The following is a 25,993-nucleotide window of genomic DNA, read 5'->3' on the forward strand; positions in this document are numbered from 1 at the left end:
GTAGGGACGGGACAAGCGACACCGTGGCCAGACCGTATTCATCAAGGAAGGAGGTCAGTGGTGAGCCCGACAGGATTCGAACCTGTGACCCACTGATTAAAAGTCAGTTGCTCTACCAACTGAGCTACGGGCCCACGAGCGGGGTGATTAGTTGCGCCACGGCGGGGGGTCAAGGGCAAAAAAGGCTTGGCTCTGGATAATTTGGGGACCGGGGCGTATATGGGCGGGATGATGGAAAAGCGGCCCCCGGATGGCCTGGCCTTCATGAAAATGCATGGGCTGGGCAATGATTTCGTCGTCATCGACTCGCGCGGGCGCGGGGCGGAGACGGCTGGGCGGGTGACGCCAGCGCTGGCGCGGGCGCTGGGCGATCGGAACCGGGGCGTTGGGTTCGACCAGCTGGCCGAAATCCGCGATGCGGCGGGGGCGGATTTCGCGCTGGATTTCTGGAACAGCGATGGCAGCCGGGCGGGGGCCTGCGGCAATGCCACGCGCTGCGTTTCGGATCACATGATGCGGCAGTTGGGGCGCGAGGCGGTGACATTGGTCACAGCGCGTGGCGGGCTGTCGGCGGTGCGGCGGGGCGATGGGCTGGTGTCGGTGAATATGGGGCCGCCCGTTCTGGACTGGCGCGACGTGCCCCTGTCGCGCGAGGTGGACCTTTTGCATCTGCCGCTGGAGGGCGACCCTGTGGCAGTGGGGATGGGGAATCCGCATGCGGTGTTCTTTGTGCCGGATGCGGAAAGCGTGGATGTGGCCGGATGGGGCGCGCGGGTGGAGCATGACCCGCTGTTCCCGGCGCGGACGAATGTGGAATTTGCGTCTCTGGTTGGCCCCGATCATCTGCGGATGCGGGTGTGGGAGCGGGGGACGGGCATCACGCTGGCCTGCGGATCGGGGGCCTGTGCCACGGCGGTTGCGGCGCATCTGCGCGGCCTGACGGGACGGCGCGTGGTGATGGATGTGGATGGCGGGCGGCTGGAGTTGGACTGGCGCGACGATGGGGTCTGGATGACCGGACCGGTGGCGCATGTCTTTGACGGCTGGCTGAGCCCGGAGTTTCTGGCAGCCGTCGCATGAGTGTTCCTGTCTTTGCCACGCTGGGCTGCCGTCTGAACGCCTATGAGACGGAAGCGATGAAAGAGCTTTCCGCCGCTGCGGGGGTTGAGAATGCGGTCATCGTGAACACCTGCGCGGTGACGGCGGAAGCGGTGCGAAAGGCCAAGCAGGAAATCCGGCGGTTGTCGCGCGAACATCCGGGGGCGACGATCATCGTCACCGGCTGTGCGGCGCAGACGGAACCCGAGACATTCGCCGCGATGCCCGAAGTGGCGCGGGTGATCGGCAATCATGAAAAGATGCAGGCGGAAACATGGGTGGGCCTGCGCGCACCGGACCTGATCGGGGTGACCGAGAAGGTGCAGGTCGATGACATCATGTCGGTGCGGGAAACGGCGGGCCATCTGATCGACGGGTTCGGGCGGCATCGGGCCTATGTGCAGGTGCAAAACGGTTGCGATCATCGCTGCACCTTTTGCATCATCCCCTACGGGCGCGGGAATTCGCGGTCTGTCCCTGCGGGGGTGGTGGTGGAGCAGATCAAGCGGCTGGTGGACAAGGGGTTCAAAGAGGTTGTGCTGACCGGGGTGGACCTGACCTCGTGGGGGGCGGACCTTCCGGCGCAGCCCCGGCTGGGCGATCTGGTGATGCGGATATTGCGGCTGGTGCCGGATCTGCCCCGGCTGCGGATCAGTTCCATCGATTCGATCGAGGCCGATGAGGCGCTGATGGACGCGATTGCGACAGAGCCACGGTTGATGCCGCATCTGCATTTGTCTTTGCAGGCGGGGGATGACCTGATCCTGAAGCGGATGAAGCGGCGGCATCTGCGGGATGACGCAATCCGGTTCTGCGAAGAGGCGCGGCGGTTGCGGCCTGATATGGTGTTCGGGGCGGATATCATCGCGGGTTTCCCGACCGAGACGGAAGAGATGTTCCAGCAATCGGTCGATCTGGTGCGGGATTGCGGACTGACCTTTCTGCATGTCTTTCCGTTTTCGCCCCGCAAGGGGACACCTGCCGCCCGGATGCCGCAGGTGAAAGGGCCTGTGATCAAGGAGCGGGCGGCGCGGCTGCGGGCGGCGGGAGAGGCGGCGCTTGCCGCGCATCTGGCGGCGCAGGTGGGGGTTTCGCACCAGATACTGCTGGAAGGCCCGCGCATGGGCCGGACGGAGCAGTTCACTGAGGTAGAGTTCACCACCGACCAGCCGGAAGGCCAGATCGTGACGGCACGGGTGACGGGGTTCGCGGGTGGGCGGTTGGTGGCCTAGCGGCGGATCGTATCGCCCGGTTGCAGTGTCGGGGTAAGTTCGATCACCTCGCCCCCGATCACGCCCTCATGTTTGCCGGCGATGATCTCGGCCGCGCGGCGGCCGATTTCGAGGCGGCAGGCATCCATGGTGGCAAGGCGACGGGGCAGGCCGTCAAGGAGTTCCACACCGTTGAAGCCTGCAAGGCCGATCTTGCCGGGCACGTCGATGCCCTTTTCAAGGCACCACAAAAGGCCGCCAGCGCCGATCATGTCGTTGGAATAGTAGAGGAAATCCACATCGGGCGTGCGTTTCAGCACGGCTTCGGTCATTTCGCGGCCCTTCAGAAGGGCAGAGCCGCCGGAATAGAATTCGCGATCAGCCAGCGTAAGGCCCGCCTTGGCGAGAGCCTCTTCAAAACCTGCAAGGCGTTTCTTCGCGCGGTGATCATAGGGCATCATCGTGCCGCAAAAGGCGATGCGGCGGTAGCCTGCGGCGATGATCGCCTCGGCCATCTGGCGGCCCGCGCGGCGGTGCGAGATGCCCACGGCGCTATCGATGGCGGTTCCGTCGATATCCATGATCTCGACAGTCGGGATGCCTGCCTGCGCCAGCATGGCGCGCGAGGCATCGGTATGTTCCAACCCTGCCACGATCATCCCAGATGGACGCCATGACAGCATTTCGTAGATCACCGCTTCTTCGCGTTCGGGGGAATAGTTGGTGACGCCCACGACAGGTTGCAGACCCGTGTCTTCCAGCGTGTCGGAGATACCGGTGAGCACCTCGGGGAAGACCATGTTGGACAGGGAGGGAATGATGACACCCACAAGGTTGACGCGCTGTGAGGCCAAGGCGCCTGCGATCTTGTTCGGCACATAGCCCAAGCTGCGGGCCGCTTCCAAGACACGCTCACGCGTGGCTTCAGAGACATCGCCCCGATTGCGCAGGACGCGGCTGACCGTCATTTCGCTGACACCGGATGCTTCGGACACATCGCGGAGGGTAAGGGTGCGCCGGGGATCGAAACCGGGGGGCTTGGTCACGGGGTAAAGGTCCTGCCTGTTCTGGTTGGACATTGTTAGCCCTAAACTACCCCCTTGTCCAAGAGACGATGATCGCATATGTTACCGCTAACAGGTCGGGGCGAAAGCGATTGACCGATACATATCCTGCGCGTCCTGCAAGCTCTCAACCCAGACGCAACGGACCCGAGGGGGGAAGTGGTGGGCCAAAAATTCACTTCCCCCTTTTTCTTTTCCTGATCCAGCCAAGGTTGCACCGTATCGCGTTTTCGCGCATCAAGGCGGGCGTGTGGTCCCGTAGCTCAACGGATAGAGCGTCCCCCTCCTAAGGGGAAGGTTGCAGGTTCAAGTCCTGCCGGGATCGCCAGTTTCCCTTTACGTCGGAAAGATGCGGGCTGTGGGCGGGTGTCGCATTGCGGGCGGGGCTGTCGCGGCGTCTGATGGGCCAGCGATGGAGGCCCCCATGACGACAGTGGTGGAAGAGATCGGCGGAGAGCCGGTTGTGCGGGCGCTGGTGGAGCGGTTCTACGACATTATCGAGACGGCACCAGAAGGGGCGCGGATACTCGACCTGCATTTTCAGGGGCATGGGCTGGCCCATGTGCGGGTGGAGCAGTTCGGGTTCCTGTGCGGGTTCTTTGGCGGGCGGCGCTATTACGCCGAAGCGCATGGGCATATGAGTCTGCGCGAGATTCATGCCCATGTGCCGATCCGTGAGAAGGATGCAGAGGATTGGCTGGCCTGCATGGCGCGCGCCCTAGATGACACGGGCATCCATGGCGCGGCGCGGGGGCGGATCGACACGGCCTTTGACCGTGCCGCCCGGATGTTGGTGAACGCCTAGAAGTCGAGGTTTTCGACGTTCAGCGCGTTTTGCTGGATGAAGTCGCGGCGAGGTTCCACGACGTCACCCATCAGTTTGGTGAAGATGTCATCGGCTTCGGCCAGATCGTCGACCTTGACTTGCAGCAGGGTGCGGGCATCGGGGTCGAGCGTGGTTTCCCAAAGCTGTTCGGGGTTCATTTCGCCCAAGCCTTTATAGCGTTGCAACGAAAGACCCTTTTCGCCTTCGGCAAGGATCGATTTCAGCAGGTCGGTCGGCCCGTAGACCATCTGTTCGCGATCCTTGCGGATCAGGCGGGCGGGATCGCGGTAATATTCGCGCTGGGGCCCGGCGATTGAGGACAGCTTGCGCGCCTCGCCCGACCGCAGGACGGCCCCGTCGAGGGTGCGAAGTTCTTCGACCCCACGCAGGACGCGCGAGAGGCGGATGCCATGGTCCTGCGTGATGCGGCCTGTCCAGCCCTTTTCATACTCGGCAGCAACGAGGTCCAGCCGGCGGGCGACCTGATCGGCGACGGCCTGAAGATCGGCATCGGCGCGACCGGGATCGAAGGCCCCGGCGATGGCGGCCTGTTCGAGGATGTTCTTGGGGTAATGCGTTGGGAAGGCGTCCAGCACACGGCGGAAGCTGCGCGCACCTTCAACCACGCGGGCAAGGTCTGCCCCTGCGATTTCCTGCCCGTCATTCAGGCGCAGCACGGCGCCTTCGATACCCATCTCGACAAGGTAATCTTCAAGCGCGGCCTGATCCTTCAGGTAAACCTCGGATTTCCCGCGCGAGACTTTGTAAAGCGGGGGCTGCGCGATGTAGAGATAGCCGCCTTCGATCAGTTCCGGCATCTGGCGGAAGAAGAAGGTCAGAAGGAGGGTGCGGATATGCGCGCCATCCACATCGGCATCCGTCATGATGACGATCTTGTGGTAGCGGAGTTTCTTGATGTCGAATTCATCGCGCCCGATCCCGGTGCCGAGTGCGGTGATCAGGGTGCCGATTTCCTGACTGCCGAGCATCCGGTCGAACCGCGCGCGTTCGACGTTCAGGATCTTGCCGCGCAGGGGCAGCACGGCCTGATTGGAACGGGAACGGCCCTGTTTGGCCGAGCCGCCGGCAGAGTCACCCTCGACGAGGAAGAGTTCCGATTTGGCGGGATCGCGTTCCTGACAATCGGCCAATTTGCCGGGAAGAGAGGCCACGTCCAGCGCCGTCTTGCGGCGGGTGAGTTCGCGCGCCTTGCGGGCGGCTTCGCGGGCGAGGGCTGCTTCGATGATTTTGCCGACGATGATCTTGGCGGGGCCGGGATTTTCTTCGAACCATTCGGCAAGCTTTTCGTTCACAAGGTTTTCGACCGCAGGGCGCACCTCGGACGACACAAGCTTATCCTTCGTCTGGCTGGAAAACTTGGGATCGGGCACCTTGACCGACAGGACGCAGGTCAGGCCTTCGCGGGCGTCATCGCCGGTGAAATCGACCTTTTCCTTTTTCGCGATGCCGGAGGATTGGGCATAGGCGTTGATGGTGCGCGTGAGCGCACCACGGAAGCCTGCAAGGTGGGTGCCACCGTCGCGCTGCGGGATATTGTTGGTGAAGGGAAGGACGGCCTCGTGATAGCTGTCATTCCACCACATCGCGACCTCGACCCCAATGCCGTTCTTTTCGCCCACCATGTAGATGGGTTCGGGCATGACGGATGTCTTGGAGCGGTCGAGGTATTTGACGAATTCCTTCACGCCGCCTTCATAGAAAAGTTCGGTATGCAAGGGTTCGGCGGGGCGTTCGTCTTCGATGATGATGCGGACGCCGGAATTCAGGAAGGCGAGTTCCCGCAGGCGGGTTTCCAGCACCTTGAAGCTATAGTCGAGGTTACTGAAGGTGCCGTCGGGGCGGTTGGTCTTGGCGGATGCAAGAAAGCGCACCTCGGTGCCGCGCATGCCGGGGGCGGGGCCGACCTCATGGACATGGACGGTGCATTCGCCATCCTCGAACCGGGCCCGGTATTCGGTATCATTGCGCCAGACGGTGAGTTCCAGCCATTCGGACAGGGCGTTGACGACGGAAACGCCCACGCCATGCAGACCGCCCGAAACCTTGTAGGCGTTGCCGCTGTCATCGGTGTTGTTGAATTTGCCGCCCGCATGCAGCTGGGTCATGATGACCTCGGCCGCCGAAACGCCTTCTTCGGCATGAAGATCGACGGGGATGCCACGGCCATTGTCGCGCACGGAAACGGAACTGTCGGCGTGGATTTTCACGGTGACGGCGGTGGCGTGGCCTGCTAATGCCTCATCAATCCCGTTGTCGACGACTTCGTAGACCATGTGATGCAGACCCGACCCATCGTCGGTGTCGCCGATATACATGCCGGGGCGTTTGCGAACCGCCTCCAACCCTTTGAGAACCTTGATGGAATCAGCGCCGTATTCGGCGGCTTTCTTCGCGGCTTCGGCCATGCGTCGGGCATCCCTTGAATTGCCCGCGATTTATAGCGGGGTAAGGGGGGAATGTCACGCCTTGGGCACAAGATATTGCGGTCAGGTGAAGGGGATGACCAGCCCGACGAGGATAAGCAGAATGCCGGAACCGATATTCATCCGTCGGACCGCTGCGGGGCTGGAAAGCAGGCGGCGCGCGCGGTCAAGGAACCAGGCAAGGCCAAGGTTGCCGACCATGGGAACGAAGGCGGAAATGGCGATGATCGCGATGATGTCTGGGGTTTGCAACGCGCCGAGGTCAAAGAAACCGGGCAGCGCGCCCATGTAGAAAAGGATGGCCTTGGGGTTGCCGATCACGGCCGCGACGCCGACGGAGAAACCTGCCCAGAGGCCCGGTTTTGTCAGGCGCGAGTCGGCGTTCAGCGTGGCCGTCGGTTTGCGGATGAGCATGACCCCCATCAAGAGGAAGATCACAGCTGCGACCCAGCGCAGGACCGACAGATAATCGCCATAGACGCTGTGGACCCATGTCAGACCAAGGATCGCCATCAGGGGCCAGATCAGATCGCCCAGCGCCACGCCCACAGCAAGCGGCCAAGCCCCGGCCATGCCGCCCGACAGAGCGCGGGCCGTGAGGGCGACCCAGACGGGGCCGGGGACGGCCCAGAGTGCGGCCATGCCGCCTGCGTAAAGAAGAAGTTGGTAGGCGGTAACGGTCATTTCGGATCGGGCAGGGTGAGGGTTCCGTCAGCGGAAAGCGGCCAGAAGGGGTTCATCGCCACTTCCCAGACATGGCCGTCAGGATCGGCCCAATAGCCGGAATAGCCGCCCCAGAACACCTTTTCCGGTGCCTTTAGCGCGGTTGCCCCTGCCGCAAGGGCGGCGGCGAAGGCGGTGTCCACCTCGGCCTCTGTCGCGAAGTTCTGCGCAAGGGTGACGGCCCCGGTGCCAAGGGGGGCGTCGGGGCGGCCCTGATCCTTGGCCAGATCGGTCAGGCCGAACAGGGCGAGCGCTTGGCCATGGAGTTGGAAGAAGGCGACGCCGGGCTGGCTATCGAGATGTTCCTGCCAGCCGAAACGGGCATAGAAGGCGCGGGCGGTGGGCAGGTCACGGGTGCCGAGCGTGATGAGGGTGATGCGCTGCGGCGTCATGTTTCGGTGACCTTGGACATGCCGCCCTCTTCGGCGACGGTGAAGCTTTGCGCCCTGTTTCCCAGACTGTCAAACAGGCCGGGTTCCGTGCCTGTCATCAGGGCCTGCGCGCCGAGGGCGCAGATTTCATCATAAAGCGCGGCGCGGCGGTTCTGATCCAGATGAGCGGCGACCTCGTCCAGCAAAAGGATGGGCGGGGTGCCAAGATCGGCGGCCAAAGCCCGGGCATTGGCAAGGATGAGCGAGATCAGGAGCGCCTTCTGTTCCCCGGTGGAACATTGGTCGGCGGGTGTGCCCTTGGCGCTGTAGATGGCGGCCAGATCGGCGCGATGTGGGCCAAGAAGCGTGCGCCCGGCGGCCATGTCGCGGCGGCGGTTGGCGGCAAGGGCGGGGGCGAGGTCGTCGGGCATATCCTCACCCTCTGGCCCGATCAGCGACAGGTCGGCGGCGGGGAAGGCCGTTTCCGCCCCGGCCTGCGCGGCGGCGAGGCGGGCAAGTGCGTGCTGGCGGTTGGCGGTGATCTGGGCGGCCGCCTCGGCCATCTGGGTTTCCAACGCGGTGTACCAATGCGCGTCCTGCACCATGTCCTTGAGCAGGCGGTTGCGGTCGCGCATGGCTTTTTCGTAGGTCAGCACCACCTCGGCGTGATCCGGGGCGAAGCTGAGGGTTGTGCGATCAAGGAAGCGGCGGCGACCTTCGGCGGATTCGATCCAAAGCCTGTCCATCGCGGGGACCAGCCAGAGGATGCGCAGGATGCGGGCGAGCGCCACTTGGGGCGCGGCCTTGCCGTCGATGCGGGTCTGACGCGACTCACCGCCTTCGGCGAAGGTTTCAAGATCGTGGAAGGGGGCCGTGGTTTCGGCGCGGATTTTCCAGCCGATGGCATCAGGTTTGCGGGCCAGTTCATCCGTTGCCGCGCGACGCAGGCCACGGCCGGGGGAGAGGAGGGAGACGGCCTCTAATATGTTGGTTTTGCCCGCCCCGTTGGGGCCAGAGAGGGCCACGGGACGCCCGTCCAACTCCAACCGCGCGGCGCGGTGGCTGCGGAAGTGGGAGAGGGTGAGTGTCGAGAGGGTCAGGCCACCCACCCCAATCTCCATTCTTCTTCAGGATCAGCGTGTGAGCGTCACACCCGCATCGGCATGACGACATAGACTGCGCTGGTGTCGTTGCCTTCGCGCATGAGGGTGGGGTCGCCGGAGGAATTGAAGAGGAAGACGGCATTCTCGCGGTCAACCTGGCTGGCGATTTCGAGCAAGTATTTGGCGTTGAAGCCAATTTCCAGCCGTTCATCGCCATAGGCAACGGCGAGTTCCTCTTCGGCGGCGCCCGAGTCGGGGGCGTTGACGGAGAGGATCAGGCGGTCTTCGTCGAGCGAGAGTTTCACGGCGCGCGAGCGTTCGGAGGAGACGGTGGCGACACGGTCGACGGCCTTGGCGAATTCGGAGGCGTCCACCTCAAGCCGACGGGTGTTTTGGGTGGGGATGACGCGGGTGTAATCGGGGAAGGTACCGTCGATGACCTTGGACGTCAGGGTGATGGCCGGGGTGGCGAAGCGGACCTTGGTTTCGCTGACCGAGACGGCGATGGCAGCATCGTCTTCGTCGAGGAGTTTGCGAAGCTCGCCCACCGTCTTGCGCGGGACGATCACGCCCGCCATGCCCTGCGCGCCTTCCGGCAGGGGGGCGTCGATGCGGGCGAGGCGGTGGCCATCGGTCGCGACGCAGCGCAGGACGGGGCCGTCTTCACCGGTGGCGGTGTGCATATAGACGCCGTTCAGGTAATACCTTGTTTCCTCGGTTGAAATTGCGAATTTCGCCTTGTCGAAGAGGCGGCGCAATTCGCCGGCCTTGGCCGAGAAGTTCGTCGTGTATTCCGACGAGGCCATAACGGGGAAGTCTTCCTTCGGCAGCGTGGCAAGGCTGAAGGTGGAGCGGCCTGCCGTGATCGTCAGGCGGCCAGAGGCGCTGTCTTCGGACAGGTTCACCAACGCGCCGTCGGGGAGTTTGCGGACGATTTCATGCAGCATCACGGCGGATACTGTGGTGGCACCGGCGCGTTCCACCATGGCTGGGGCGCGGTCGACCACTTCGATATCCAGATCGGTGGCGCGGAAACTGACCTGTGCGCCATCCGCCTCGATCAGCACATTGGCAAGGATCGGGATGGTGTTGCGGCGTTCCACGACGGATTGCGCCTGCGCCAAGGCCTTGAGCAGCGTGCCGCGTTCGATCGAGAGTTTCATGGTGACCATCCCTTGCTCTTGCCCCCCATGGGGATGCAGAAAGTAGCCGTTTTCAGGCGGTTCACAAGCGGTTTGGCGTCTTTGCGGCGCGGGGCGCGGCGCAATTGTCGCAACGGCTTGCGTGCGTTGGCTTTACCTGGGCTTTCGGGGCAAATCGGTTGTGCCCTGTTTTGTGCCGCCTTTTGTGCCGCAAACTGTGGCCACGCGCGGGGCCACAGCAATTCCTTAACGAATCATCGGAAACGGCCCTGCGCGGATCAGCCCTGCAACAGACGGCGGAGCATTTGCAGATCGTCGTTGAGCTGGCTGTCGGTGGCCATCAGTTCTTCGATCTTGCGAACGCCATGCATGATGGTCGTGTGGTCGCGCCCACCAAAGCGACGGCCGATTTCAGGAAGCGAGCGGGGCGTCAGCTGCTTGGCCAGATACATGGCGATCTGGCGCGGGCGGGCGATGGTGCGGACGCGCTTTGGCCCGATCATGTCGGACAGGCGGATGTTGTAATGTTCGGCGACCTTGCGCTGAATCTCTTCGATCGTGAGCTTGCGGTCCGAGGCGCGGAGGATATCGGCCAGACAGTCCTGCGCCAGTTCCAGCGTAATCTCGCGCCCCACGAGGGAGGCGAAAGCGAAGAGGCGGGTCAGCGCGCCTTCCAGCACGCGGACATTTGTCGTGATGCGATGGGCGAGGAATTCCAACACGCCACCCGAAATGGCGAGGCCCTTATATTGATTGCGATACTGTTCCACCTTCTGTTGAAGGATGCCGAGGCGGAGTTCGTAATCGGTGGGATGAAGATCGACCACCAGCCCGCATTGCAGGCGGGATTTGATGCGATCTTCGAGATCCTTAATCTCGCCCGGTGCGCGGTCGGCGGAGATGACGATCTGCTTGTTCTGATCAACCAGCGCGTTGAAGGTGTGGAAGAATTCTTCCTGTGTGCTGTCCTTGCCTGCGATGAATTGCACGTCATCAACCATCAGGACATCGACGGAACGGAAGAGTTCCTTGAAATCCATGATCTGACGTTCGCGGAGCGCCTGCACGAAGCGATACATGAACTGTTCGGCCGAGAGGTAAAGCACGCGCAGATGCGGCTGGCGGGTTTGCAGTTCATGCGCGATGGCATGCATCAGGTGCGTCTTACCCAGACCCACGCCGCCATAAAGGAACAGCGGGTTGAAAGTGACGGGGCCGCCTTCGGCGACACGGCGGGCGGCGGCATGGGCGAGTTCGTTGGGCTTGCCCACGACAAAGCTGTCAAAGGTGAAACGGGCATCCAGCGGCGCGCCGGGCATATCTTCGGTTTCGGCGGTGCGGGCAGGTTTGGCTTTGGGCGCGGCGGCGGGTGCCGTGGGTGCGGCGACCGGGGCGGCGGGGCGGCTGGACACGGTGAATTCGACACGTTCCACCTGCGCGCCTGCCGTGTTCAGCTGGGCGCGGATGTGATCGGCGAAGTTGCGGTTGACCCAGTCACCGAAGAAAGACGTCGGCACCTCGAATCGCGCCACACCATTGCGGAGGTGCGAGAGTTTCAGCGGTTCGATCCAGGTTGCGTAGTTGGTGCGGCCTACCCTCTTGATCAGTTCCTCGCGGACCAAACCCCAAGTCTCGTTCGTCATTCTTTCTGACCCGTGCGGCGACATGCTTCTGAATCTGTGACAGATCCGGCACGCCTGTTGTTGTTGCACCGGCTGTTGCCGGGGCCATCCCCTTTCGGATCAGGTGGCAAAACATGGCAGCGCCGTTTGGCGTGGTTCGGAGACAGGTTTCACACCGCCCCTTCGCCGGGGCACCCACAACCCTGTTTCCGGCCAACGCAGCCGACGTATCATGGCAAGTAAACCACGGATTCGCATCCTTGGCCTGCCTGCCCGATCTGATTGCCGCACAACCTGTGCAGACACCACAACCATTTGATTCACAGACATTTTCGGCGGCAATTCACACGCTTGGCAGCCTTGCGAACCGTCCGATTTCTGTCTGCGAACCCGTCATGTCCCCCAAGACGAGAGTGAATCGCACCCTGACGCTAACAAGCCGCCGCGAGGAGGTGCAACCGAACTTCAAGCTTGACACAGGGATGACAAAATCGAATCCGGCGGCCTGTGCAAATCGGCAACGGGGGGTTGCAAAAACGCATGGAATACATGCCCTGATTGGTATGTGTCTTAAGCAAAAAAGTAGAAAGGGCGCAGCCTTTCGGATGCGCCCCACGCGACGATGGATCGTCGAAAATGTTAGGAGGCCGGGGTGGCCAATGCCTTGGCGCGGGCGGCGAGGCGCGACATCTTGCGCGCCACGGTGTTGGCGTGCAGCACGCCCTTGGTCACGCCGCGGTCCAGTTCCGGCTGGGCGGCGCGCAGGGCGGCGAGGGCGGCTTCGGCATTGCCCGATGCGATCGCCTCTTCGACCTTGCGGACGAAGGTGCGGATGCGCGAGCGGCGGGCCTTGTTGATCGCGAAGCGGGTTTCGGACTGGCGCGCGCGCTTTTTGGACTGGGCGGTATTTGCCATGGGCTTTCGGTTCCTGTGGGTCTTGCGTTTCAGATCGATTGCGCAAAAGACCCGAGGCCCGTCCAACGGGACGGAATCGATTCTTGCCTAAGCGGGCCCACGCGCATGTGACCGGGGCCTATAGGCCAAGTGGCAAAGAAAGAAAAGATGGAAAGATCACCGGTCGCGGAATTGCGGTTGGCGCTTTTCCATGAAGGCGGCCATGCCTTCCTTCTGATCTTCGGAGGCGAAGGCGGCGTTGAACATACGGCGTTCGAAGCGGATGCCTTCGGAGAGGGTGGTTTCAAAGGCGCGGTTGACCGATTCCTTCACGAGCATCGCGGTGAGGGCGGATTTTTCGGCGATCTTGCCCGCGATTTTCAGGGTTTCGGTGACAAGGTCCTTGGCTGGGACGATGCGGCTGATCAGGCCTGCACGTTCGGCCTCGGCCGCGTCCATGAAGCGGCCTGTCAGGTTCATGTCCATCGCCTTGGCCTTGCCTATGGCGCGGGTGAGGCGTTGGGTGCCGCCCATGCCCGCGACGATGCCGAGGTTGATTTCGGGCTGGCCGAATTTGGCAGTGTCGGCGGCGATGATGAAATCACACATCATGGCCAATTCGCAGCCACCACCAAGGCAGTAGCCCGACACGGCGGCGATGAGGGGTTTGCGGCAGCGGGCGATGGCGTCGGCCTCGGCGGCGAAGAGGTCGTCGAAATAGACGTCGGTAAAGGTTTTCTCGGCCATCTCCTTTACGTCGGCGCCAGCGGCGAAGGCCTTTTCCGTCCCGGTGAGGACGATGCAACGGATCTTGTCGTTGCGGTCGGCGGCGGTGATGGCCTGTGCGAGTTCCTGCATCAGCCGCGCGTTGAGGGCATTGAGCGCCTCGGGGCGGTTGAGGCGGATGAGGGCGGTGTAATCCTCGATCTCGACGATCAGGGTGTCATAGGCCATCGGTGGCTCCGGCTTCTTTTGGCTGGGAGGACTCCTAGCAGTAACGGGGGCGTTATCAAGGGTGGTTACGGAACGTCATCGCTGGCAGGTGGGGCAGAAGAAGGAAGACCGGCCCGATTGCACGATGCGGCGGATGGTGGCGGTGCAGCCGGGGGTGACGCAGGGTTCGCCTTCGCGGCCGTAAACTTGGAAGCTGTGCTGGAAATAGCCAAGTTCGCCATCGGCCTGCCGGTAGTCGCGCAAGGACGAGCCGCCGGCGGTGATCGCCTCGGCCAGAACGTCGCGGATCAGGGGGACGAGGGTGGCGGCGCGGGCTGCGCTGATGCGGGCGGCCTTGCGCGCGGGGTGGATGCGGGCGCGGTAGAGGGTTTCGCAGACATAGATGTTACCCAAGCCCGCGACGATGTGCTGGTCGAGCAGGGCGGATTTGATGGGGGTATTGCGGCCCTTCAGCCGGGCGGCGAGATAGGGTTCATCGAAGGCGTTGCCCAGCGGCTCGGGGCCGAGTTGCGCCAGAAGCGGGTGGGCCTCGGCGGTGGCGGTGGGCATAAGGTCCATCGCGCCGAAGCGGCGGGCATCGTTGAAAGTGATGCGGGTGCCATCTTCCATATCAAGGATAACATGATCGTGTTTGGCGGGAGCGGGGTGGTGGTGGTGCCATTCGCCCAAGGTTTCGCGACCTGCCGGAGAGGAGATCAGCATGCGGCCTGACATGCCGAGATGGATAAGGAGTGTCTCGTCGGTGGACAGGTCGGCGAGGATATATTTGGAGCGGCGGCGCAAGGATAGAATGCGCGCGCCCGTCAGGCGGTCTGCCATCCGGGGCGGGAAGGGCCAACGCAGATCGGGGCGGTTGACCTGGGCGCGGGTGATGCGGCGGCCTTCCATCGCGGGAAGCAGGCCACGGCGGACGGTTTCAACCTCGGGCAGTTCGGGCATGGCGTTCTCGGCGGCTGGCGGCATGTGGGCGCATTGCAGCGCCTAGGATCGGCCCTATAAGGAGTTGCAGGCAAAGGAACGGCAAGACCAGATGAGCGAAGAACGCGACGGCACCACGCATTTCGGCTTTCAGACCGTGCCGGAGGCCGAGAAGGCCGGGATGGTGCATGGCGTCTTTACCCGGGTGGCCAGCCGCTATGACATCATGAATGATCTGATGTCGGGGGGCGTTCACCGTCTGTGGAAGGATGCGATGATGGACTGGCTGGCCCCACGGCCGGGTCAGCGCCTGCTGGATGTGGCAGGGGGGACGGGGGATATCGCGTTCCGGTTCCTGAAACGCGCGCCGTCGGCATCGGCGGTGGTGTTGGACATGACCGAATCCATGCTGGTGGCGGGCCGAAAGCGGGCCGAGGCAGAGCGGCAGGCGGAGCGGTTGGATTGGGTGGTGGGTGATGCGATGGCCCTGCCCTTCCCTGACAATTCCTTTGACGTTTACACAATCAGCTTTGGCATAAGGAACGTGACGCGGGTGCAGGATGCGCTGAACGAGGCGTATCGGGTTCTAAAGCCCGGCGGGCGGTTGATGGTGCTGGAGTTCAGCCAGATTCCGAATGACCTGATGCAGAAGGTCTATGACGCCTATTCCTTCAATGTGATCCCGGTGATGGGCCAGATCGTAGCGAAGGATCGGGACAGCTATCAGTATCTGGTCGAGTCGATCCGCAAATTCCCGGATCAGGAGACATTCGCGGGCATGATCCGCAAGGCGGGTTTTGGGCAGGTGAAATATCGCAACCTGTCTTTGGGCATCGCGGCGCTGCATTCGGGTTGGAAGATCTGAATGAGGGGGCCGCATAATATCTGGCGCCTGATCCGCACGGGCGCGACGCTGGAACGCACCGGGGCGATGGCCGTGGTGCTTGAGGCGTTTCGGGCACCGCCGTCGATTCGGATCGCGGCGCGGCTGCTTGGCTGGCCGTTCAAATGGCTGGGGTTGAAGGGTGATCCGGCGCTGCCGCCTGCGACGCGGGCGCTGACGGCGCTGGGTCCGGCTTATATCAAGTTCGGGCAGATCCTTTCCACGCGGCCCGACATCGTGGGCGAGGAACTGTCGCAGCAGTTGAAATATCTGCAGGACCAGTTGCCGCCTTTCCCGCGCACTGTGGCCAAGAAGATGATCGAGGCGGAGCTTGAGCTGCCCGTCGATCAGGTGTTTTCGGAATTTTCCGAGCCCGTGGCGGCGGCGTCCATCGCGCAGGTGCATCGGGCGCGGCTGGCGGATACGGGGGAAGAGGTTGCGGTCAAGGTGCTGCGCCCCGGGATCGAGCGGGCGTTTCGTAAGGATATCGATGCCTTTTACCTGATCGCGCGCACGATCGAGATCGTGGCCCCGCAGACGCGGCGGCTGCGCCCCATGGATGTGATCGCCCATTTCGAGGGCGTGGTGATGGGCGAGTTGGACTTGCGGCTGGAATCCTCGGCCGCGGCCGAGTTCGCGGCGAATACGGAAAAGGATGAAGGGTTTCGGGTGCCGAAGCCGATCTGGTTCCTGTCGGGCAAGACGGTGATGACGCTGGGATGGGCGGAAGGCATCGGGATGAATGACAACGCCGCAATCGATGCGGCGGGGCATGATCGCAATGCGCTGGGGGCGCGGGTGCTTTCGCTGTTCCTGAACCATGCGCTGCGGGATGGGTTCTTTCACGCCGACATGCATCAGGGGAACCTGAAGGTGGGGGCGGATGGGGCGATTATCGCCTATGATTTCGGGATCATGGGGCGGATCGACGAATATACCCGCCGAGTCTATGCCGAGATCCTGATGGGGTTCATCCGCAAGGATTATCGCCGTGTGGCCGAGGTGCATTTCGAGGCAGGTTATGTGCCTGCGGATCGGGATATCGACGAATTCGCGCGGGCTTTGCGGGCGGTGGGCGAGCCGATCTTTGGCATGGATGCCAGCCGGATTTCGATGGCACGGCTGCTGGCCTATCTGTTTGAGGTGACAGAACGGTTCGGGATGCAGACGCGGACGGAGTTGATCCTGTTGCAACGGACGATGGTGGTGGTGGAAGGTGTGGCACGATCGCTCGATCCGCATATCAACATTTGGCAGGTCGCGAAGCCGGTGGTGGAAAGCTATGTCGCGCGGAATGTGGGGCCTGCGGCGCTGCTGCGTGATCTGGTGTTGACGGCGCGGGTTCTGTCGCGGTTCGGGCCAAAGCTGCCGCGGATGGTGGAGGCGGCGCTGATCGCGCAGGCGGACCCGCCGAAGCCGTTGGCGCCGCCACGGCGGCGGTCGCGGTGGTATCTGATCCCGCTGGGGGCTGCGGTCTTTGCGGCGGGGATCGGGCTGGGGTCGTTTCTTTAGGCGATGCTGAAAGCGGTGGCGTAATCGGCATCGCCGCGCGCCGCCTTCCACGCGCAATGGGCGCGGATGCGCCAGTGATACAGCGGAAGGAGCGTTCGGGTCCGGTCTGCGATGGCCTGATCGGGGTATGCGTTCAGGATCGCCTCGGCCCAGCCTTCGGGCGGTTTTGCGCCGGTATAGAGCCACATCATGGCCGGAGAGGCGAGGGTGGCAAGGTCTTCGGCTGGGTCGCCGAGGCCGGGGCATTGCCAATCGATCAGCAATGGGCCCTGCGCCGTGGCAAGGATGTTGCCGGGGACGGGGTCGGCATGGACGGGGCGCGGCGGGATGGGGGGAAGCTGCGGATCGGGGGGCGGGAGCAGGTCTTGTGGCGCGAAGCGGGCGGCATCGGCAAGGATGGCGGCGCTGCCATTGGGCAGGGGGCGGAAGGTGCCTTGTGGGACGGGGGTCATGTGCAGGCGGTGCAGCATGCGGGCGACGGGGGCAGGATCGCCGCGCCAAGGCGTGCCATCCACATGGTCATAGATGAGCCAGTCATCGCCCGACGCGCGCAGGCGGGGGGCGAGGGCATGGGGGGAAAAGAGGGCAAGGGCGCGCGCCTCGGCCTGCGGGTCGTTCGGGAAAAGGGGGCTGGCGGCGGCCGGGTCGTGGCGTTTCAGGACAAGGGGCCCGATGCGCCAAAGGCGGTTGGTGCGGCCACCGGGCAGCGGTTCCCATGCCGCTTGGGCGGGAAGGAGGCGGGCGAGGGCGGCTGTGGCGGGGTCGTGCGGCATGGCGGCGGACCGTAGCGAGATGGCCCGCCGCTGCAAGGGGGTGGATCAGCCATCGCGCAGGGCGAGGACGTCCTTTTCGGCCACCTCAACCCCGCCTTTGAGGATAAGGAGGACGGAATTTCCATCGCGCCGCGCCTCTTCGATGGGGGCGAAGCTGGCTACGGGGTCGGTGGCGATGACGGCATCACCCCGGCTGCTTTCGACGGTCAGGCTGTAGCGGCCTTTGGGCAGGGGGGAACCCGTGGCATCGGCACCCAGCCATTGATAGGCGCCGCCTGACAGGGGCAGGGTTTCACGGGCCAGAACTGACCCGGCCATGTCGCGAATGACGAGGACGGCCTGATCGGCGGCGGCGGCGGGTTCGGGGAAAAGGGTGACCGGGCTGCCGTCGAAATGGACATCGGCGGTGGTGCGCGCCTCTTTCCCGATCCAGCCGGAGAGTTGTGCAAGGTTCATGAAGCCCAGCTGCGAAGAAAGACCCGTGATCAGGCTGTTCGTTTGCACCTGCTGTTCCACCCCCGAAAAGGTGGCCAGTTGCAGTGCGAAATCAGTGGAGTCGAGCGGGTTGAGTGGATCCTGATTCTGCAACTGCGTCGTCAGCATCTTGAGGAAGGTGGTGAAATCCGAAGTGATCGCTGCGGGGGCATTGCCGCCTTGCGCAGGGCGCTGCGCGGCGGAGAGGGGATTGGTTGTGATGTCCAAGCTGGGGGTCCTTTCACAGACGCAGATCAAGCAGGCCAAGGCCTGCGGTGGGAAGGCGATGCAGGGGGGCGGGGTCTGACCCTTGCGATTGTGGTGAGGACGCGCCGCCGCCCGCCCCGCCTGAGCGGGCATCACCGCCCGGTGATCCCGCGCCTGATTGGCCGCCGCCGGGCGCAAAGCTAAGGCTGGCCTGCGCAAAGCCCGCCTGCCGCAATTCGGCGAGGATCTGATCCCCCTGTCGGCGAAGAAGATCGAGCGTGGCAGCTGCGTCGACCATGAGGTGAAGGTGCAGGCCTTCGCCGCGCGACGTCACCTCAAACCGGAGGGCGCCGAGTTCGACCGGGGCGAGGGTGACCGAAACGATCCCTTCCTTGCCGATATTGGGCAGGATCTGCCGGATGACGAGATCGGGCAGGGCTGTTGGAGGGGCTTGAGGGAGGGAGGTTTTTCCGACGACCGCGTCGCCACGCGGAAGGGCGCGATCTGCCAAAGGCAGGTCCGCGGCGATGGGGTCGGGTGCGACATAGGCCATGGGTTCCAGCAAAACGGGAGCTCCGCCCAAGGGGGCAGGTCCGGCAACCGCCTTAGGGCGGATGGTCGCGTTTGGCTGATCCCGTGCGGTCGGCTGATCGGTGGGGGTGAGGACATGCGCGGCGGTTGCGGGGTGCGGGTCTGCCGTGAGCCAAGAGGTGGGGGCGGATGGCGTTGGGTGCGAGAGGGGTGGGGGGGCGTGGTCATTTAAGGGCGCAGGCTGTGCCATGCCGAGGACCGCCATCGTTGTCGGTGCCGTGGTCATGAGGGGAGGGGGGGGCGCCACCGCAGGGGGCGGTGCCGCAGACGCATTGGGGCGGATGGTCGCGTTTGGCTGATCCCGTGCGGTCGGCTGATCGGGGGGAGTGAGGACATGCGCGACGGTCGCGGGGCGCGGGTCTGCCGTTAGCCAAGCGGTGGGGGCGGATGGCGTTGGGCGCGAGAGGGGTGAGGGGGCGTGGTCAGGCAGGGGCGCAGGCTGTGCCATGCCGGAGACCGCCATCGTTGTCGGTGCCGTGATCATGAAGGGAGAGGGGGGCGCCACTGCAGACGCAGGGTCATCTTGCAGGGGAATAGCTGAGACGGGTGCCTGTTTGGCCATCGCGACGGGCAGCGGCGCGATATCCGCCCTGTCAGACGGGGGCAGGCGCGGCGCAAGGTCAGCTGTGATGAGGGATGGTTTGGGGTGGCTGTGTCCTAGCGTGGGCGCGTGTTCCACCTGCGCCATGGGCGGGTTGGGTGTGGTCGTCCGTTCGACAACGGTCAGTGGGAAAGCCGTGGGCACCGTCAGCGATGGGATGGGCGCGTGGGCGATGGGTGTGCTTGGCTGGCCCGTGCCGCCAAGGCCGTTCCCGGCCACAGGTGGGGCGACCGTGGATTGGGATGGCATGGTGGTCTGCTCGACCGGGTTCCTCGGGCTTGGCGCGAGGTCGCCCAGCGGGGGGGCCGTGCCTGCCGCCCCTACCATGGGGGCAGCGGTTCGGCCCGACGCTGCCACGGTTTGCGGGGTCTGGCCCGCCGGAGTTGTGGCGCGCGGCGGCGGGTCTTGGACAGGCATTGCCATCTGTTCGATCGGGGCTGGCCAGCCAGCGGGGGTGATCGGCGGCGGGGCGGAAGGTGCGACGGCGGGCTGGAACGGACCTGAACCTTTGGCCAGCGGGGTCGCGGTGGGGGCATCGCCCCCTTTTGCCGCAGGTTGAGGCGGGTAGGAGATTTTGTCCGCCACTGCAGGCGATGCCTGACTGGCCGATTGCGGGGCGCGTGCAGAAGGTTCGACCACCTGGTCGCTGAGACGGGCCGCGGCCTGCACCGGTGCAAACAAGCGCGCGCCGGGCGGGTTATCCGGCCGGCTTTGGGTCATTGGGGCGGGCCATGGTGAAGGCGCGCCCGATGCCGCAGCGCCCAGCGCTAAGCCGGGGGAGGGCGGAAAAAGATGCATCGCATTTTCCGCATTTTCCGCAAATTTCGGGATGGGTTTTACAGCGTCCTCGATGGCGGGGGGTGCCGATGTCTCAGGCCCAAGCTGCAGGTCCGGGGTGGAAGGGGGCTGCGACGGCACCGCCCAGAAGGGCAATGGGAGAGAGGCATCGGGCGATTCGCTGGCCTGCGGTGCGGGCATCTGATCCCGTTCCGCCGGGGCGGACGCATCCGCGGCAGTGGCCATATCCGGCGCGTCATCGGCACCTCTTTCCGGGGATGGCTTGGGCGCGGCGGCGGGCAGGGGTTGCGCAAAAATCGTAAGAAAATCGGGCGAAACGCGCCCGTCCACGGCAAATCTGACCAAGGGATCGGCGGGGCTGCGGCCGCCGACGGGGACGGGCAGCGCCGGATCAAGAACTGGGGCCAATGGGACGGAGACGGGGGAAGGGGTCATGCGACAGCTTTCTTGGGGTCTGTCCCGCAGCATCTGCGCAACCGATTACCGATCCTTTACCCGAAGGCAGGAAACTGGCCGCCACACCCCATTGGATGGAGCGTTGCGCGATGACCCCTGATCTGTTGCCGCTGAGGCCCCCTGCCCTGCCCGGGGCGCGCCTGATCGAAAGGGCGCAGGCGTTGGAGGGCGCCTTTCTTGCCGAAATGCTGCGCCATACCGGGCTTGGGTCCGGGGACGGAGAAGGATTTGGAAGTCTACAGGGCGCCTTTGGTGGCGGGATCGGTGAAGAGCAGTTTGCGTCCTTCCTACGTGAGGCGATGGCGAAACGGATGGTCGATGCGGGTGGGATCGGCTTGACCGAATCGCTGCTGCGGTCGCTGGGGCCGCGCGAAGGATGACGGCGCGCGCAGAGAAGGTAGAGGCGGTGTTGCGCGCGATGCGGGCCGATCTGCGGCGGGGTGATTATGCCGGGCTGGAGGCGCATGCAGAAGATTTGCGGGACTCTATGCCCGATCTGGCCGAACTGCCGAAACCCGTGCTGGCGCGCATCTTGCGAGAGGCGGAGGGCAATGCCGCCTGTCTTTCCGCGGCGATCATGGGCCTGCGGGACGGGCGGCGGCGTCTGGATGAGATCGCCTCGGCGAACCAAGGCGCAGCCTATGATGCGCAGGGCCGTCGTCATGTTCTGGACGGGACGGATCGGCGGCTGACGATTGGTTCAAATTCCAAGGATTTTGGGATGCCGGATCAGGAAAGGATTAACCCCCGCCGGGTTTGATGGCGGGGCATCCCAGAGGGGGTGGCGCAACGGCATAGGGCCGTTCGCATGGGGCAGAAGGCCTGGGCTTCAGTCGCGCCAAAGGCGCCCTAAAACAGGAAAGACGACATGTCTTCGATTCTTACGAATACCGGCGCGATGGTTGCGCTGCAGACGATGAAAAGCATCAACATGAGCATGACCCGGACGCAGTCCGAAATCTCGACGGGCAAGACCGTGGCCACGGCAAAGGACAATGCGACCGTCTGGATGACCTTCGCGTTGGAGGAATAGGCCCGCTGCGTTTCGATGAGTGAGGTCAGTTCTGACGCGACATCCGTGGTGGACCCTTCGCGCGAAAAGCCCACCATCGTCCCGACCGGGCCAGTGCCCGCATCCCAAAGCGTGAAGACACCCGATTGCGGCGAGACCTGATAGGTCTGGTTGCCCAAAGCGCGCAGGCCGTTGACGTTTGGCACATCGACCAGCGGGATCTGGTAGAGGCGGCGGGTGAAACCAGTGTCGTAGGTGGCTTTGATGAAGCCTTCCTCATCCACCTCAAGCCCGGTGAGGGTGCCGACGGGGGACCCGTTCTTGGTGATGCCGACGGGGGCGAAGCTGTCGGACAGCTGAGTGACACCCGTCGCCTCACCCGGAGCGCCGACGAATATGTCGAGAGGACCGCCAAGCAGCGCAACGTTCAGCATGCCGGTCGCGGCATCGTAACTGCCAGCGGAGAGCGGGGTCACCGAGGCGATGGAGCCGCCGGTGCCACGGTTGGCGTCGAATTCAAAGGTGAATTCCCCGATCAAGGCGTTTGATTGCAGGGGGTCGTTGATGCGGACAGTCCAGATATTGGAGGTGCCGCTGGTGGGAATGGTGGGTGTGAAGGATAGGTCAAGTGTCCTTGGCGCACCCAGATTGTCGAAATACTCGATCGAGAGAGGAAGGGCATCGCCATTCCCGCTTGAGGCGGTGTTGTTGGCGGGGAGGTTCAGCCCAAGGTTCACCCGCGTGGTCGGGTCACCGACACGTTGGTTCGCATCAATGCGGACGGGAACAAGGCCGATATCGGAATCGCGTGGAAATTCGCGGACGGTGCCATCCACATTGACCGGCCAGCCCAGCAGAACAAGGCCCGTCGGCGTGGAGAGATAGCCCTGTTCATCGGTTCTAAACGACCCCGTCCGCGTCAGTTGCATGGTGTTTTGGGACGGATCATTGCCATCGCCCGCCTGCGGACGGACCGGAAGCATCCCGCGCCCGGAAATCGCGATATCAAGCGCATTGCCCGTTGCCACAAGCGGCCCGGTTTCATCCAAAAGCCGCAGGGTCGAGGCGCGCACCCCACCGGCCGAGAATTTTGCCCCGCCCGGCCCGTTGCCGATCATCAGGCTTTCGAAATCGGTCTGTGCCCGCCGGTAGCCGAAGGTGGAGGAGTTGGCGAGGTTGTCGGAAATTGTCGCCAGCCGCGTGGCATTGGCATTCAGCCCGGCCACGCCTGCGTTGAGCGAAGAGGAAATCGTCATGGATGCACCTTTCTGCTGCCGAACCCCTGAGTCGGCGGCATCATGGCGCGGAAGGGATTAATGCGTGCCTAATCCTTCAAATCCCTGACAATGCCGAAGCGCGACGCAGAAGCACGACCTCGATCCGGTTGTTGCGGGCGGCGGTCGGGTCCGTGCTGGCGGGGCGGCGGTCGGCATAGCCGGTGACGCGGTGCAGTCGGGCCGGATCAAGGGTCGTTTCGGCCAGAAGCGCGCGCGCCTGTTCTGCCCTTGCGGTGGAAAGATCCCATGCGGGATCGCGGCGCAGCGGGGCGGGATAGGCGCGGACATGGCCGTTCACCGCGATCCGGTTGGTGGCCAGCGCCGCCACTTCGGCCACCACGGCCATAAGGTCGCGCAGAAGAGGCGAGGGTTCGGCGGTTTCTTCGCGGAACAGGCGGCCTTCGGCGGTATCGAACAGCTCAATCACCAACCCTTCGTCAGACAGGCGCGTGATGACATGCTGGCGCAGCAAATCTGAAACCGCGCTTTCCCCGGAATAGGAGAGAAGGCGCTTTTCAGCCTCACGCAGGGTGGCCTCTTCCGCGGCGTCGTCCGGTGAGAGCGGGCCGCCATCGGAGCGAGGGCGGGCGGTCTGGATCGGGTTGTTGGCCGATGCCCCGGACCCGTTCAGCGCAAGCGTCGGTTCGGACAGGATCGATTCACCCCCAAAGGGGCCATCGCCGCCCCCAGCGACCCGATTGATGGGCACGGTGGGGTTGAAGTAGTCGGCGATACCATCGCGTTGCTGTTCTGTCGTGGCATTCAGTAGCCACATGAGAAGAAAGAAAGCCATCATCGCCGTCACGAAGTCGGCATAGGCGACTTTCCATGCGCCGCCATGATGGCCGCCCCCGGCGACCACCTTCTTGCGTTTGACGACGATCGGCGCCGCGTTCCGCTGCCCGGTCATACCACACCCCAATTTTCACACCCGGGGTCGAGGTTAGGCGCGAAGGGTTTATCTGCCGCTAACGGATCGGATTTTCGATATCTTGGGGCAGGCCGCAAAGATGTAGGCGCGTGAACAGGCCAATTGCTGCGTAATCTGCGCAAAATTGCCGGGCGACGCCATGGGTGAGCGCGGTGTCGAGAACGATGGGGTCTGCGGGCGAGATCACCTCGAACCGCGCGCGGGGTTGGCCGGTGCGCAGGGACAGGAAATCGGCCAGTTCGGAATTGGTCCAGCCGGAGACGCCGATGAGGTGGAGTTCGAATCGCTGAAAGCTGCGGTCGACGGCGATGACATCCTGATGGGATAGATGGGCCAGGGCGCGGTCACGCAGGATGGCGGGCAGGCCTTCGGCTAAAGCGCCTGTCGGTGCGCTTGCCAAGGCGGCGAAGGGGCGGAGTTGGCGCAGGATGGCCGCGCGCCGTTCCTTGCCAAGGGGGCGGGCGGGAAAGATGTCATACCGGGCGGTGAGGGGGTCAGATGTCAGGTGGATCAACCCGCGCAGGTGGCGAAGTTTCGTCGGTGACATGAGCCTGCGTTCTGCAGAGTCGGCAGGCAGGACCAGCCCGCCAGGGCCAAGCAGGCGGGCATGGACCGTGCCAACATCCATGTCGAGCAGGCGTGCCAGACGTTGGGTGAGACGCGCATGATCGGCCCAGATTGCAGGTTGCAGCGACAGATCGGTGCCGGGCTGATCGGTGTCGGGGCGAATGGAGGCGGGCCAGCCCAAGGCCTGAAGCAATGTCCGAAGGCGAGTCGCGTCGCTGCGCGAAAGCCCTTTTCGTGCAGGTTCTTGGGGAGAGGAGAGGCAGAGATTTAGACTGTTGGGATCAAGGTCGAGATAGCGGGCCACGACGGCGCGCTGAACCGCGCCGCCCAAGCTGGGCGATCCAAGATAAAGGCCATAGCTGCATTCGCCGGAGAGCGAGGCGGACATGGCTGATCGGTCCTTTCACATGGCCAGGCGGCGGGTTGTGTGAGGCGAGCCTACCGCAACCCTATGGCATAGTTAAGGTATTTTGAAGTCGGGCCTTGGCAAGCGCTATTCTGAGGAAGACTTTGCCCAGAGGTTGATATCCTCTTCCCGGCTGATGCGGTCGATTTCGGCAAGTTCCTCGGGCGTGAAATCAAGGTTGTGGATTGCGCCTGCGCAATCGATGACCTGTTCGGGTTTCGACGCGCCGATGAGGGCGGTGGTGATGCCGCCATTGCGCAGGACCCATGCGATGGCCATCTGAGCCAGGGTTTGGCCACGCTTTTGCGCCAATGCGTCAAGCGCGCGGACAGAAGCGAGGGCGCTGTCGGTGATTGTGGCGGGGTCGAGCGATTTGCCTTGCGCGGCGCGGCTGCCTGCCGGGATGCCGCCCAGGTACTTCTTCGTCAGGATGCCTTGCGCCAGTGGCGTGAAGGCAATGGAGCCGAGGCCGAGTTCGGCCAAGGTGTCCTTCAGACCATCGGTTTCCACCCAGCGGTTCAAGAGGTTGTAGCTGGGCTGATGGATGATGAAGGGCGTTTTTAGTTCGGTCAGGATGGCATGCGCCTCGCGCGTGCGTTGGCTATTGTAGCTGGAAATTCCAACATAAAGCGCGCGGCCGGAGCGGACGATGTGATCAAGCGCCAGCATCGTTTCTTCCAACGGGGTGTTGGGATCGAAGCGGTGGGAATAGAAGATGTCGACGTAATCCAGCCCCATCCGTTTCAGCGATTGGTCGCAGGAAGCGATCATGTATTTGCGGCTGCCCCATTCGCCATAGGGGCCGTCCCACATCAGATAGCCCGCCTTGGACGAGATGATGAGTTCATCGCGATATCCGGCGAAATCGTTCTTCAGAATTTCGCCGAAAGCCTCTTCGGCGCTGCCGGGGGGCGGGCCGTAGTTATTGGCAAGGTCGAAATGCGTGATGCCAAGGTCAAAGGCCGTCTGGCAGATGACGCGTTTCGTTTCATGCGGGGTGTCATGGCCGAAATTGTGCCAGAGGCCGAGGGAGATGGCGGGAAGTTTCAGGCCCGACTTGCCGCAGTTGCGGTAGACCATTTTGGAATAGCGGTCGGCGGCGGGGGTGTAGGGCATGGGGTTCTCCGTCATGGAA

At 63.8% G+C, this 25,993-nt stretch carries 25 protein-coding genes and 2 tRNA genes; 9 read left to right on the forward strand and 18 right to left on the reverse strand.

What is annotated here, in order from left to right; genetic code table 11:
- Positions 1-58: 58 nt before the first annotated feature.
- Positions 59-134: transfer RNA gene (locus tag QF092_RS13210), tRNA-Lys, on the reverse strand.
- Positions 135-231: 97 nt separating this feature from the next.
- Here QF092_RS13210 and dapF point away from each other — a divergent pair.
- Together dapF and mtaB are read left to right on the forward strand one after the other, a co-directional pair.
- Positions 232-1,080 (forward strand): diaminopimelate epimerase, encoded by an 849-nt coding sequence (dapF, locus tag QF092_RS13215; protein ID WP_281469975.1) that lies wholly within the window; start codon positions 232-234, stop codon positions 1,078-1,080.
- Entirely contained in the window at positions 1,077-2,330 is a 1,254-nt protein-coding gene (gene mtaB / locus QF092_RS13220; RefSeq protein ID WP_281464377.1) for a tRNA (N(6)-L-threonylcarbamoyladenosine(37)-C(2))-methylthiotransferase MtaB, read from the forward strand. Before dapF ends, mtaB begins: the two co-directional genes overlap by 4 nt.
- On the opposite strand, the gene QF092_RS13225 is transcribed toward mtaB, so the two are convergent.
- Entirely contained in the window at positions 2,327-3,388 is a 1,062-nt protein-coding gene (locus QF092_RS13225) for a LacI family DNA-binding transcriptional regulator (RefSeq protein ID WP_420026460.1), read from the reverse strand. The genes mtaB and QF092_RS13225 overlap by 4 nt on opposite strands.
- 237 nt (positions 3,389-3,625) lie before the next feature.
- Here QF092_RS13225 and QF092_RS13230 point away from each other — a divergent pair.
- Positions 3,626-3,701, forward strand: a tRNA-Arg gene (locus QF092_RS13230).
- Positions 3,702-3,797: 96 nt separating this feature from the next.
- Positions 3,798-4,178 carry a globin domain-containing protein gene (locus QF092_RS13235; protein ID WP_281464379.1) on the forward strand — a complete coding sequence of 127 codons (381 nt, stop codon included), beginning with the start codon at positions 3,798-3,800 and terminating at the stop codon, positions 4,176-4,178.
- On the opposite strand, the gene gyrB is transcribed toward QF092_RS13235, so the two are convergent.
- From gyrB to mutM, 9 genes are all read right to left on the reverse strand, one after another.
- Positions 4,175-6,625: a DNA topoisomerase (ATP-hydrolyzing) subunit B gene (gene gyrB, locus QF092_RS13240; protein ID WP_281464380.1), complete on the reverse strand. Its 2,451-nt coding sequence runs from the start codon at positions 6,623-6,625 to the stop codon at positions 4,175-4,177. The genes QF092_RS13235 and gyrB overlap by 4 nt on opposite strands.
- 81 nt (positions 6,626-6,706) lie before the next feature.
- A complete protein-coding gene (locus QF092_RS13245) occupies positions 6,707-7,327 on the reverse strand; it encodes a LysE family translocator (RefSeq protein ID WP_281464382.1) in 621 nt (206 codons plus the stop codon).
- On the reverse strand, positions 7,324-7,758 hold the full coding sequence (locus QF092_RS13250) for a VOC family protein (RefSeq protein WP_281464384.1): 435 nt from the start codon (positions 7,756-7,758) through the stop codon (positions 7,324-7,326). The genes QF092_RS13245 and QF092_RS13250 overlap by 4 nt, the downstream gene beginning before the upstream one ends.
- Complete coding sequence (recF, locus tag QF092_RS13255; RefSeq protein WP_281469979.1) at positions 7,755-8,846, reverse strand: DNA replication/repair protein RecF; 1,092 nt, start codon at positions 8,844-8,846, stop codon at positions 7,755-7,757. The genes QF092_RS13250 and recF overlap by 4 nt, the downstream gene beginning before the upstream one ends.
- A 38-nt stretch (positions 8,847-8,884) precedes the next feature.
- Positions 8,885-10,003: a DNA polymerase III subunit beta gene (dnaN, locus tag QF092_RS13260; RefSeq protein WP_281464386.1), complete on the reverse strand. Its 1,119-nt coding sequence runs from the start codon at positions 10,001-10,003 to the stop codon at positions 8,885-8,887.
- 257 nt (positions 10,004-10,260) lie between these two features.
- Complete coding sequence (gene dnaA / locus QF092_RS13265; protein WP_281464388.1) at positions 10,261-11,625, reverse strand: chromosomal replication initiator protein DnaA; 1,365 nt, start codon at positions 11,623-11,625, stop codon at positions 10,261-10,263.
- 618 nt (positions 11,626-12,243) lie between these two features.
- A complete protein-coding gene (rpsT, locus tag QF092_RS13270; protein ID WP_281464391.1) occupies positions 12,244-12,519 on the reverse strand; it encodes a 30S ribosomal protein S20 in 276 nt (91 codons plus the stop codon).
- Positions 12,520-12,675: 156 nt separating this feature from the next.
- Positions 12,676-13,452: an enoyl-CoA hydratase gene (locus QF092_RS13275; protein ID WP_281464393.1), complete on the reverse strand. Its 777-nt coding sequence runs from the start codon at positions 13,450-13,452 to the stop codon at positions 12,676-12,678.
- 75 nt (positions 13,453-13,527) lie between these two features.
- A complete protein-coding gene (gene mutM, locus QF092_RS13280; RefSeq protein ID WP_281469981.1) occupies positions 13,528-14,391 on the reverse strand; it encodes a bifunctional DNA-formamidopyrimidine glycosylase/DNA-(apurinic or apyrimidinic site) lyase in 864 nt (287 codons plus the stop codon).
- Positions 14,392-14,482: 91 nt separating this feature from the next.
- Here mutM and ubiE point away from each other — a divergent pair, with 91 nt between their 5' ends.
- Together ubiE and ubiB are read left to right on the forward strand one after the other, a co-directional pair.
- Positions 14,483-15,235 (forward strand): bifunctional demethylmenaquinone methyltransferase/2-methoxy-6-polyprenyl-1,4-benzoquinol methylase UbiE, encoded by a 753-nt coding sequence (gene ubiE, locus QF092_RS13285; protein ID WP_281464395.1) that lies wholly within the window; start codon positions 14,483-14,485, stop codon positions 15,233-15,235.
- Positions 15,236-16,765: a 2-polyprenylphenol 6-hydroxylase gene (gene ubiB / locus QF092_RS13290; protein WP_281464397.1), complete on the forward strand. Its 1,530-nt coding sequence runs from the start codon at positions 15,236-15,238 to the stop codon at positions 16,763-16,765.
- Here ubiB and QF092_RS13295 read toward each other — a convergent pair.
- Genes QF092_RS13295 through fliK form a run of 3 tightly spaced genes read right to left on the reverse strand, consistent with a single transcriptional unit; the run spans position 16,762 to position 19,555 of the window.
- Positions 16,762-17,538: a phosphotransferase family protein gene (locus QF092_RS13295; RefSeq protein ID WP_281464399.1), complete on the reverse strand. Its 777-nt coding sequence runs from the start codon at positions 17,536-17,538 to the stop codon at positions 16,762-16,764. The genes ubiB and QF092_RS13295 overlap by 4 nt on opposite strands.
- A 45-nt stretch (positions 17,539-17,583) precedes the next feature.
- Entirely contained in the window at positions 17,584-18,240 is a 657-nt protein-coding gene (locus QF092_RS13300; protein ID WP_281464401.1) for a flagellar hook capping FlgD N-terminal domain-containing protein, read from the reverse strand.
- A gap of 13 nt (positions 18,241-18,253) precedes the next feature.
- Complete coding sequence (gene fliK, locus QF092_RS13305; RefSeq protein WP_281464404.1) at positions 18,254-19,555, reverse strand: flagellar hook-length control protein FliK; 1,302 nt, start codon at positions 19,553-19,555, stop codon at positions 18,254-18,256.
- Between fliK and QF092_RS13310 the strand changes: the two genes are divergently transcribed.
- From QF092_RS13310 to QF092_RS13320, 3 genes are all read left to right on the forward strand, one after another.
- Positions 19,548-19,970, forward strand: coding sequence for a hypothetical protein (locus QF092_RS13310; protein ID WP_281464406.1), 423 nt, complete (start codon positions 19,548-19,550; stop codon positions 19,968-19,970). The two genes, fliK and QF092_RS13310, sit on opposite strands and share 8 nt — an antisense overlap.
- Before the next feature lie 784 nt (positions 19,971-20,754).
- The gene (locus QF092_RS13315) at positions 20,755-21,045 is read left to right on the forward strand and encodes a rod-binding protein (protein WP_281464408.1); all 291 of its coding nucleotides are present in this window, start codon (positions 20,755-20,757) and stop codon (positions 21,043-21,045) included.
- Positions 21,042-21,425 carry a hypothetical protein gene (locus tag QF092_RS13320; protein ID WP_281464409.1) on the forward strand — a complete coding sequence of 128 codons (384 nt, stop codon included), beginning with the start codon at positions 21,042-21,044 and terminating at the stop codon, positions 21,423-21,425. The genes QF092_RS13315 and QF092_RS13320 overlap by 4 nt, the downstream gene beginning before the upstream one ends.
- A gap of 89 nt (positions 21,426-21,514) precedes the next feature.
- On the opposite strand, the gene QF092_RS13330 is transcribed toward QF092_RS13320, so the two are convergent.
- The 4 genes from QF092_RS13330 to mgrA all read right to left on the reverse strand — a co-directional run bounded on the left by QF092_RS13330 (position 21,515) and on the right by mgrA (position 25,974).
- Positions 21,515-22,933, reverse strand: coding sequence for a flagellar hook protein FlgE (locus QF092_RS13330; RefSeq protein WP_474198317.1), 1,419 nt, complete (start codon positions 22,931-22,933; stop codon positions 21,515-21,517).
- A gap of 76 nt (positions 22,934-23,009) precedes the next feature.
- Positions 23,010-23,864: a flagellar motor protein MotB gene (locus QF092_RS13335; RefSeq protein ID WP_281464437.1), complete on the reverse strand. Its 855-nt coding sequence runs from the start codon at positions 23,862-23,864 to the stop codon at positions 23,010-23,012.
- Between the two features lie 58 nt (positions 23,865-23,922).
- Positions 23,923-24,840, reverse strand: coding sequence for a hypothetical protein (locus QF092_RS13340; RefSeq protein ID WP_281464439.1), 918 nt, complete (start codon positions 24,838-24,840; stop codon positions 23,923-23,925).
- Positions 24,841-24,945: 105 nt separating this feature from the next.
- Complete coding sequence (gene mgrA / locus QF092_RS13345) at positions 24,946-25,974, reverse strand: L-glyceraldehyde 3-phosphate reductase (protein WP_281469985.1); 1,029 nt, start codon at positions 25,972-25,974, stop codon at positions 24,946-24,948.
- Between the last annotated feature and the right edge of the window lie 19 nt (positions 25,975-25,993).

The organism is Fuscovulum ytuae (assembly GCF_029953595.1).
GTDB classification, from domain to species: domain Bacteria; phylum Pseudomonadota; class Alphaproteobacteria; order Rhodobacterales; family Rhodobacteraceae; genus Paragemmobacter; species Paragemmobacter ytuae.

What these genes read in the sequence shown, in the direction of transcription:
- dapF (WP_281469975.1), top strand. Translation starts at nt 232, where the DNA reads ATGGAAAAGCGGCCCCCGGATGGCCTGGCCTTCATGAAAATGCATGGG.
- mtaB (WP_281464377.1), top strand. Translation starts at nt 1,077, where the DNA reads ATGAGTGTTCCTGTCTTTGCCACGCTGGGCTGCCGTCTGAACGCCTAT.
- QF092_RS13225 (WP_420026460.1), bottom strand. Translation starts at nt 3,388, where the DNA reads ATGTCCAACCAGAACAGGCAGGACCTTTACCCCGTGACCAAGCCCCCC.
- QF092_RS13235 (WP_281464379.1), top strand. Translation starts at nt 3,798, where the DNA reads ATGACGACAGTGGTGGAAGAGATCGGCGGAGAGCCGGTTGTGCGGGCG.
- gyrB (WP_281464380.1), bottom strand. Translation starts at nt 6,625, where the DNA reads ATGGCCGAAGCCGCGAAGAAAGCCGCCGAATACGGCGCTGATTCCATC.
- QF092_RS13245 (WP_281464382.1), bottom strand. Translation starts at nt 7,327, where the DNA reads ATGACCGTTACCGCCTACCAACTTCTTCTTTACGCAGGCGGCATGGCC.
- QF092_RS13250 (WP_281464384.1), bottom strand. Translation starts at nt 7,758, where the DNA reads ATGACGCCGCAGCGCATCACCCTCATCACGCTCGGCACCCGTGACCTG.
- dnaN (WP_281464386.1), bottom strand. Translation starts at nt 10,003, where the DNA reads ATGAAACTCTCGATCGAACGCGGCACGCTGCTCAAGGCCTTGGCGCAG.
- dnaA (WP_281464388.1), bottom strand. Translation starts at nt 11,625, where the DNA reads ATGACGAACGAGACTTGGGGTTTGGTCCGCGAGGAACTGATCAAGAGG.
- rpsT (WP_281464391.1), bottom strand. Translation starts at nt 12,519, where the DNA reads ATGGCAAATACCGCCCAGTCCAAAAAGCGCGCGCGCCAGTCCGAAACC.
- QF092_RS13275 (WP_281464393.1), bottom strand. Translation starts at nt 13,452, where the DNA reads ATGGCCTATGACACCCTGATCGTCGAGATCGAGGATTACACCGCCCTC.
- mutM (WP_281469981.1), bottom strand. Translation starts at nt 14,391, where the DNA reads ATGCCCGAACTGCCCGAGGTTGAAACCGTCCGCCGTGGCCTGCTTCCC.
- ubiE (WP_281464395.1), top strand. Translation starts at nt 14,483, where the DNA reads ATGAGCGAAGAACGCGACGGCACCACGCATTTCGGCTTTCAGACCGTG.
- ubiB (WP_281464397.1), top strand. Translation starts at nt 15,236, where the DNA reads ATGAGGGGGCCGCATAATATCTGGCGCCTGATCCGCACGGGCGCGACG.
- QF092_RS13295 (WP_281464399.1), bottom strand. Translation starts at nt 17,538, where the DNA reads ATGCCGCACGACCCCGCCACAGCCGCCCTCGCCCGCCTCCTTCCCGCC.
- QF092_RS13315 (WP_281464408.1), top strand. Translation starts at nt 20,755, where the DNA reads ATGACCCCTGATCTGTTGCCGCTGAGGCCCCCTGCCCTGCCCGGGGCG.
- QF092_RS13320 (WP_281464409.1), top strand. Translation starts at nt 21,042, where the DNA reads ATGACGGCGCGCGCAGAGAAGGTAGAGGCGGTGTTGCGCGCGATGCGG.
- QF092_RS13330 (WP_474198317.1), bottom strand. Translation starts at nt 22,933, where the DNA reads ATGACGATTTCCTCTTCGCTCAACGCAGGCGTGGCCGGGCTGAATGCC.
- QF092_RS13335 (WP_281464437.1), bottom strand. Translation starts at nt 23,864, where the DNA reads ATGACCGGGCAGCGGAACGCGGCGCCGATCGTCGTCAAACGCAAGAAG.
- QF092_RS13340 (WP_281464439.1), bottom strand. Translation starts at nt 24,840, where the DNA reads ATGTCCGCCTCGCTCTCCGGCGAATGCAGCTATGGCCTTTATCTTGGA.
- mgrA (WP_281469985.1), bottom strand. Translation starts at nt 25,974, where the DNA reads ATGCCCTACACCCCCGCCGCCGACCGCTATTCCAAAATGGTCTACCGC.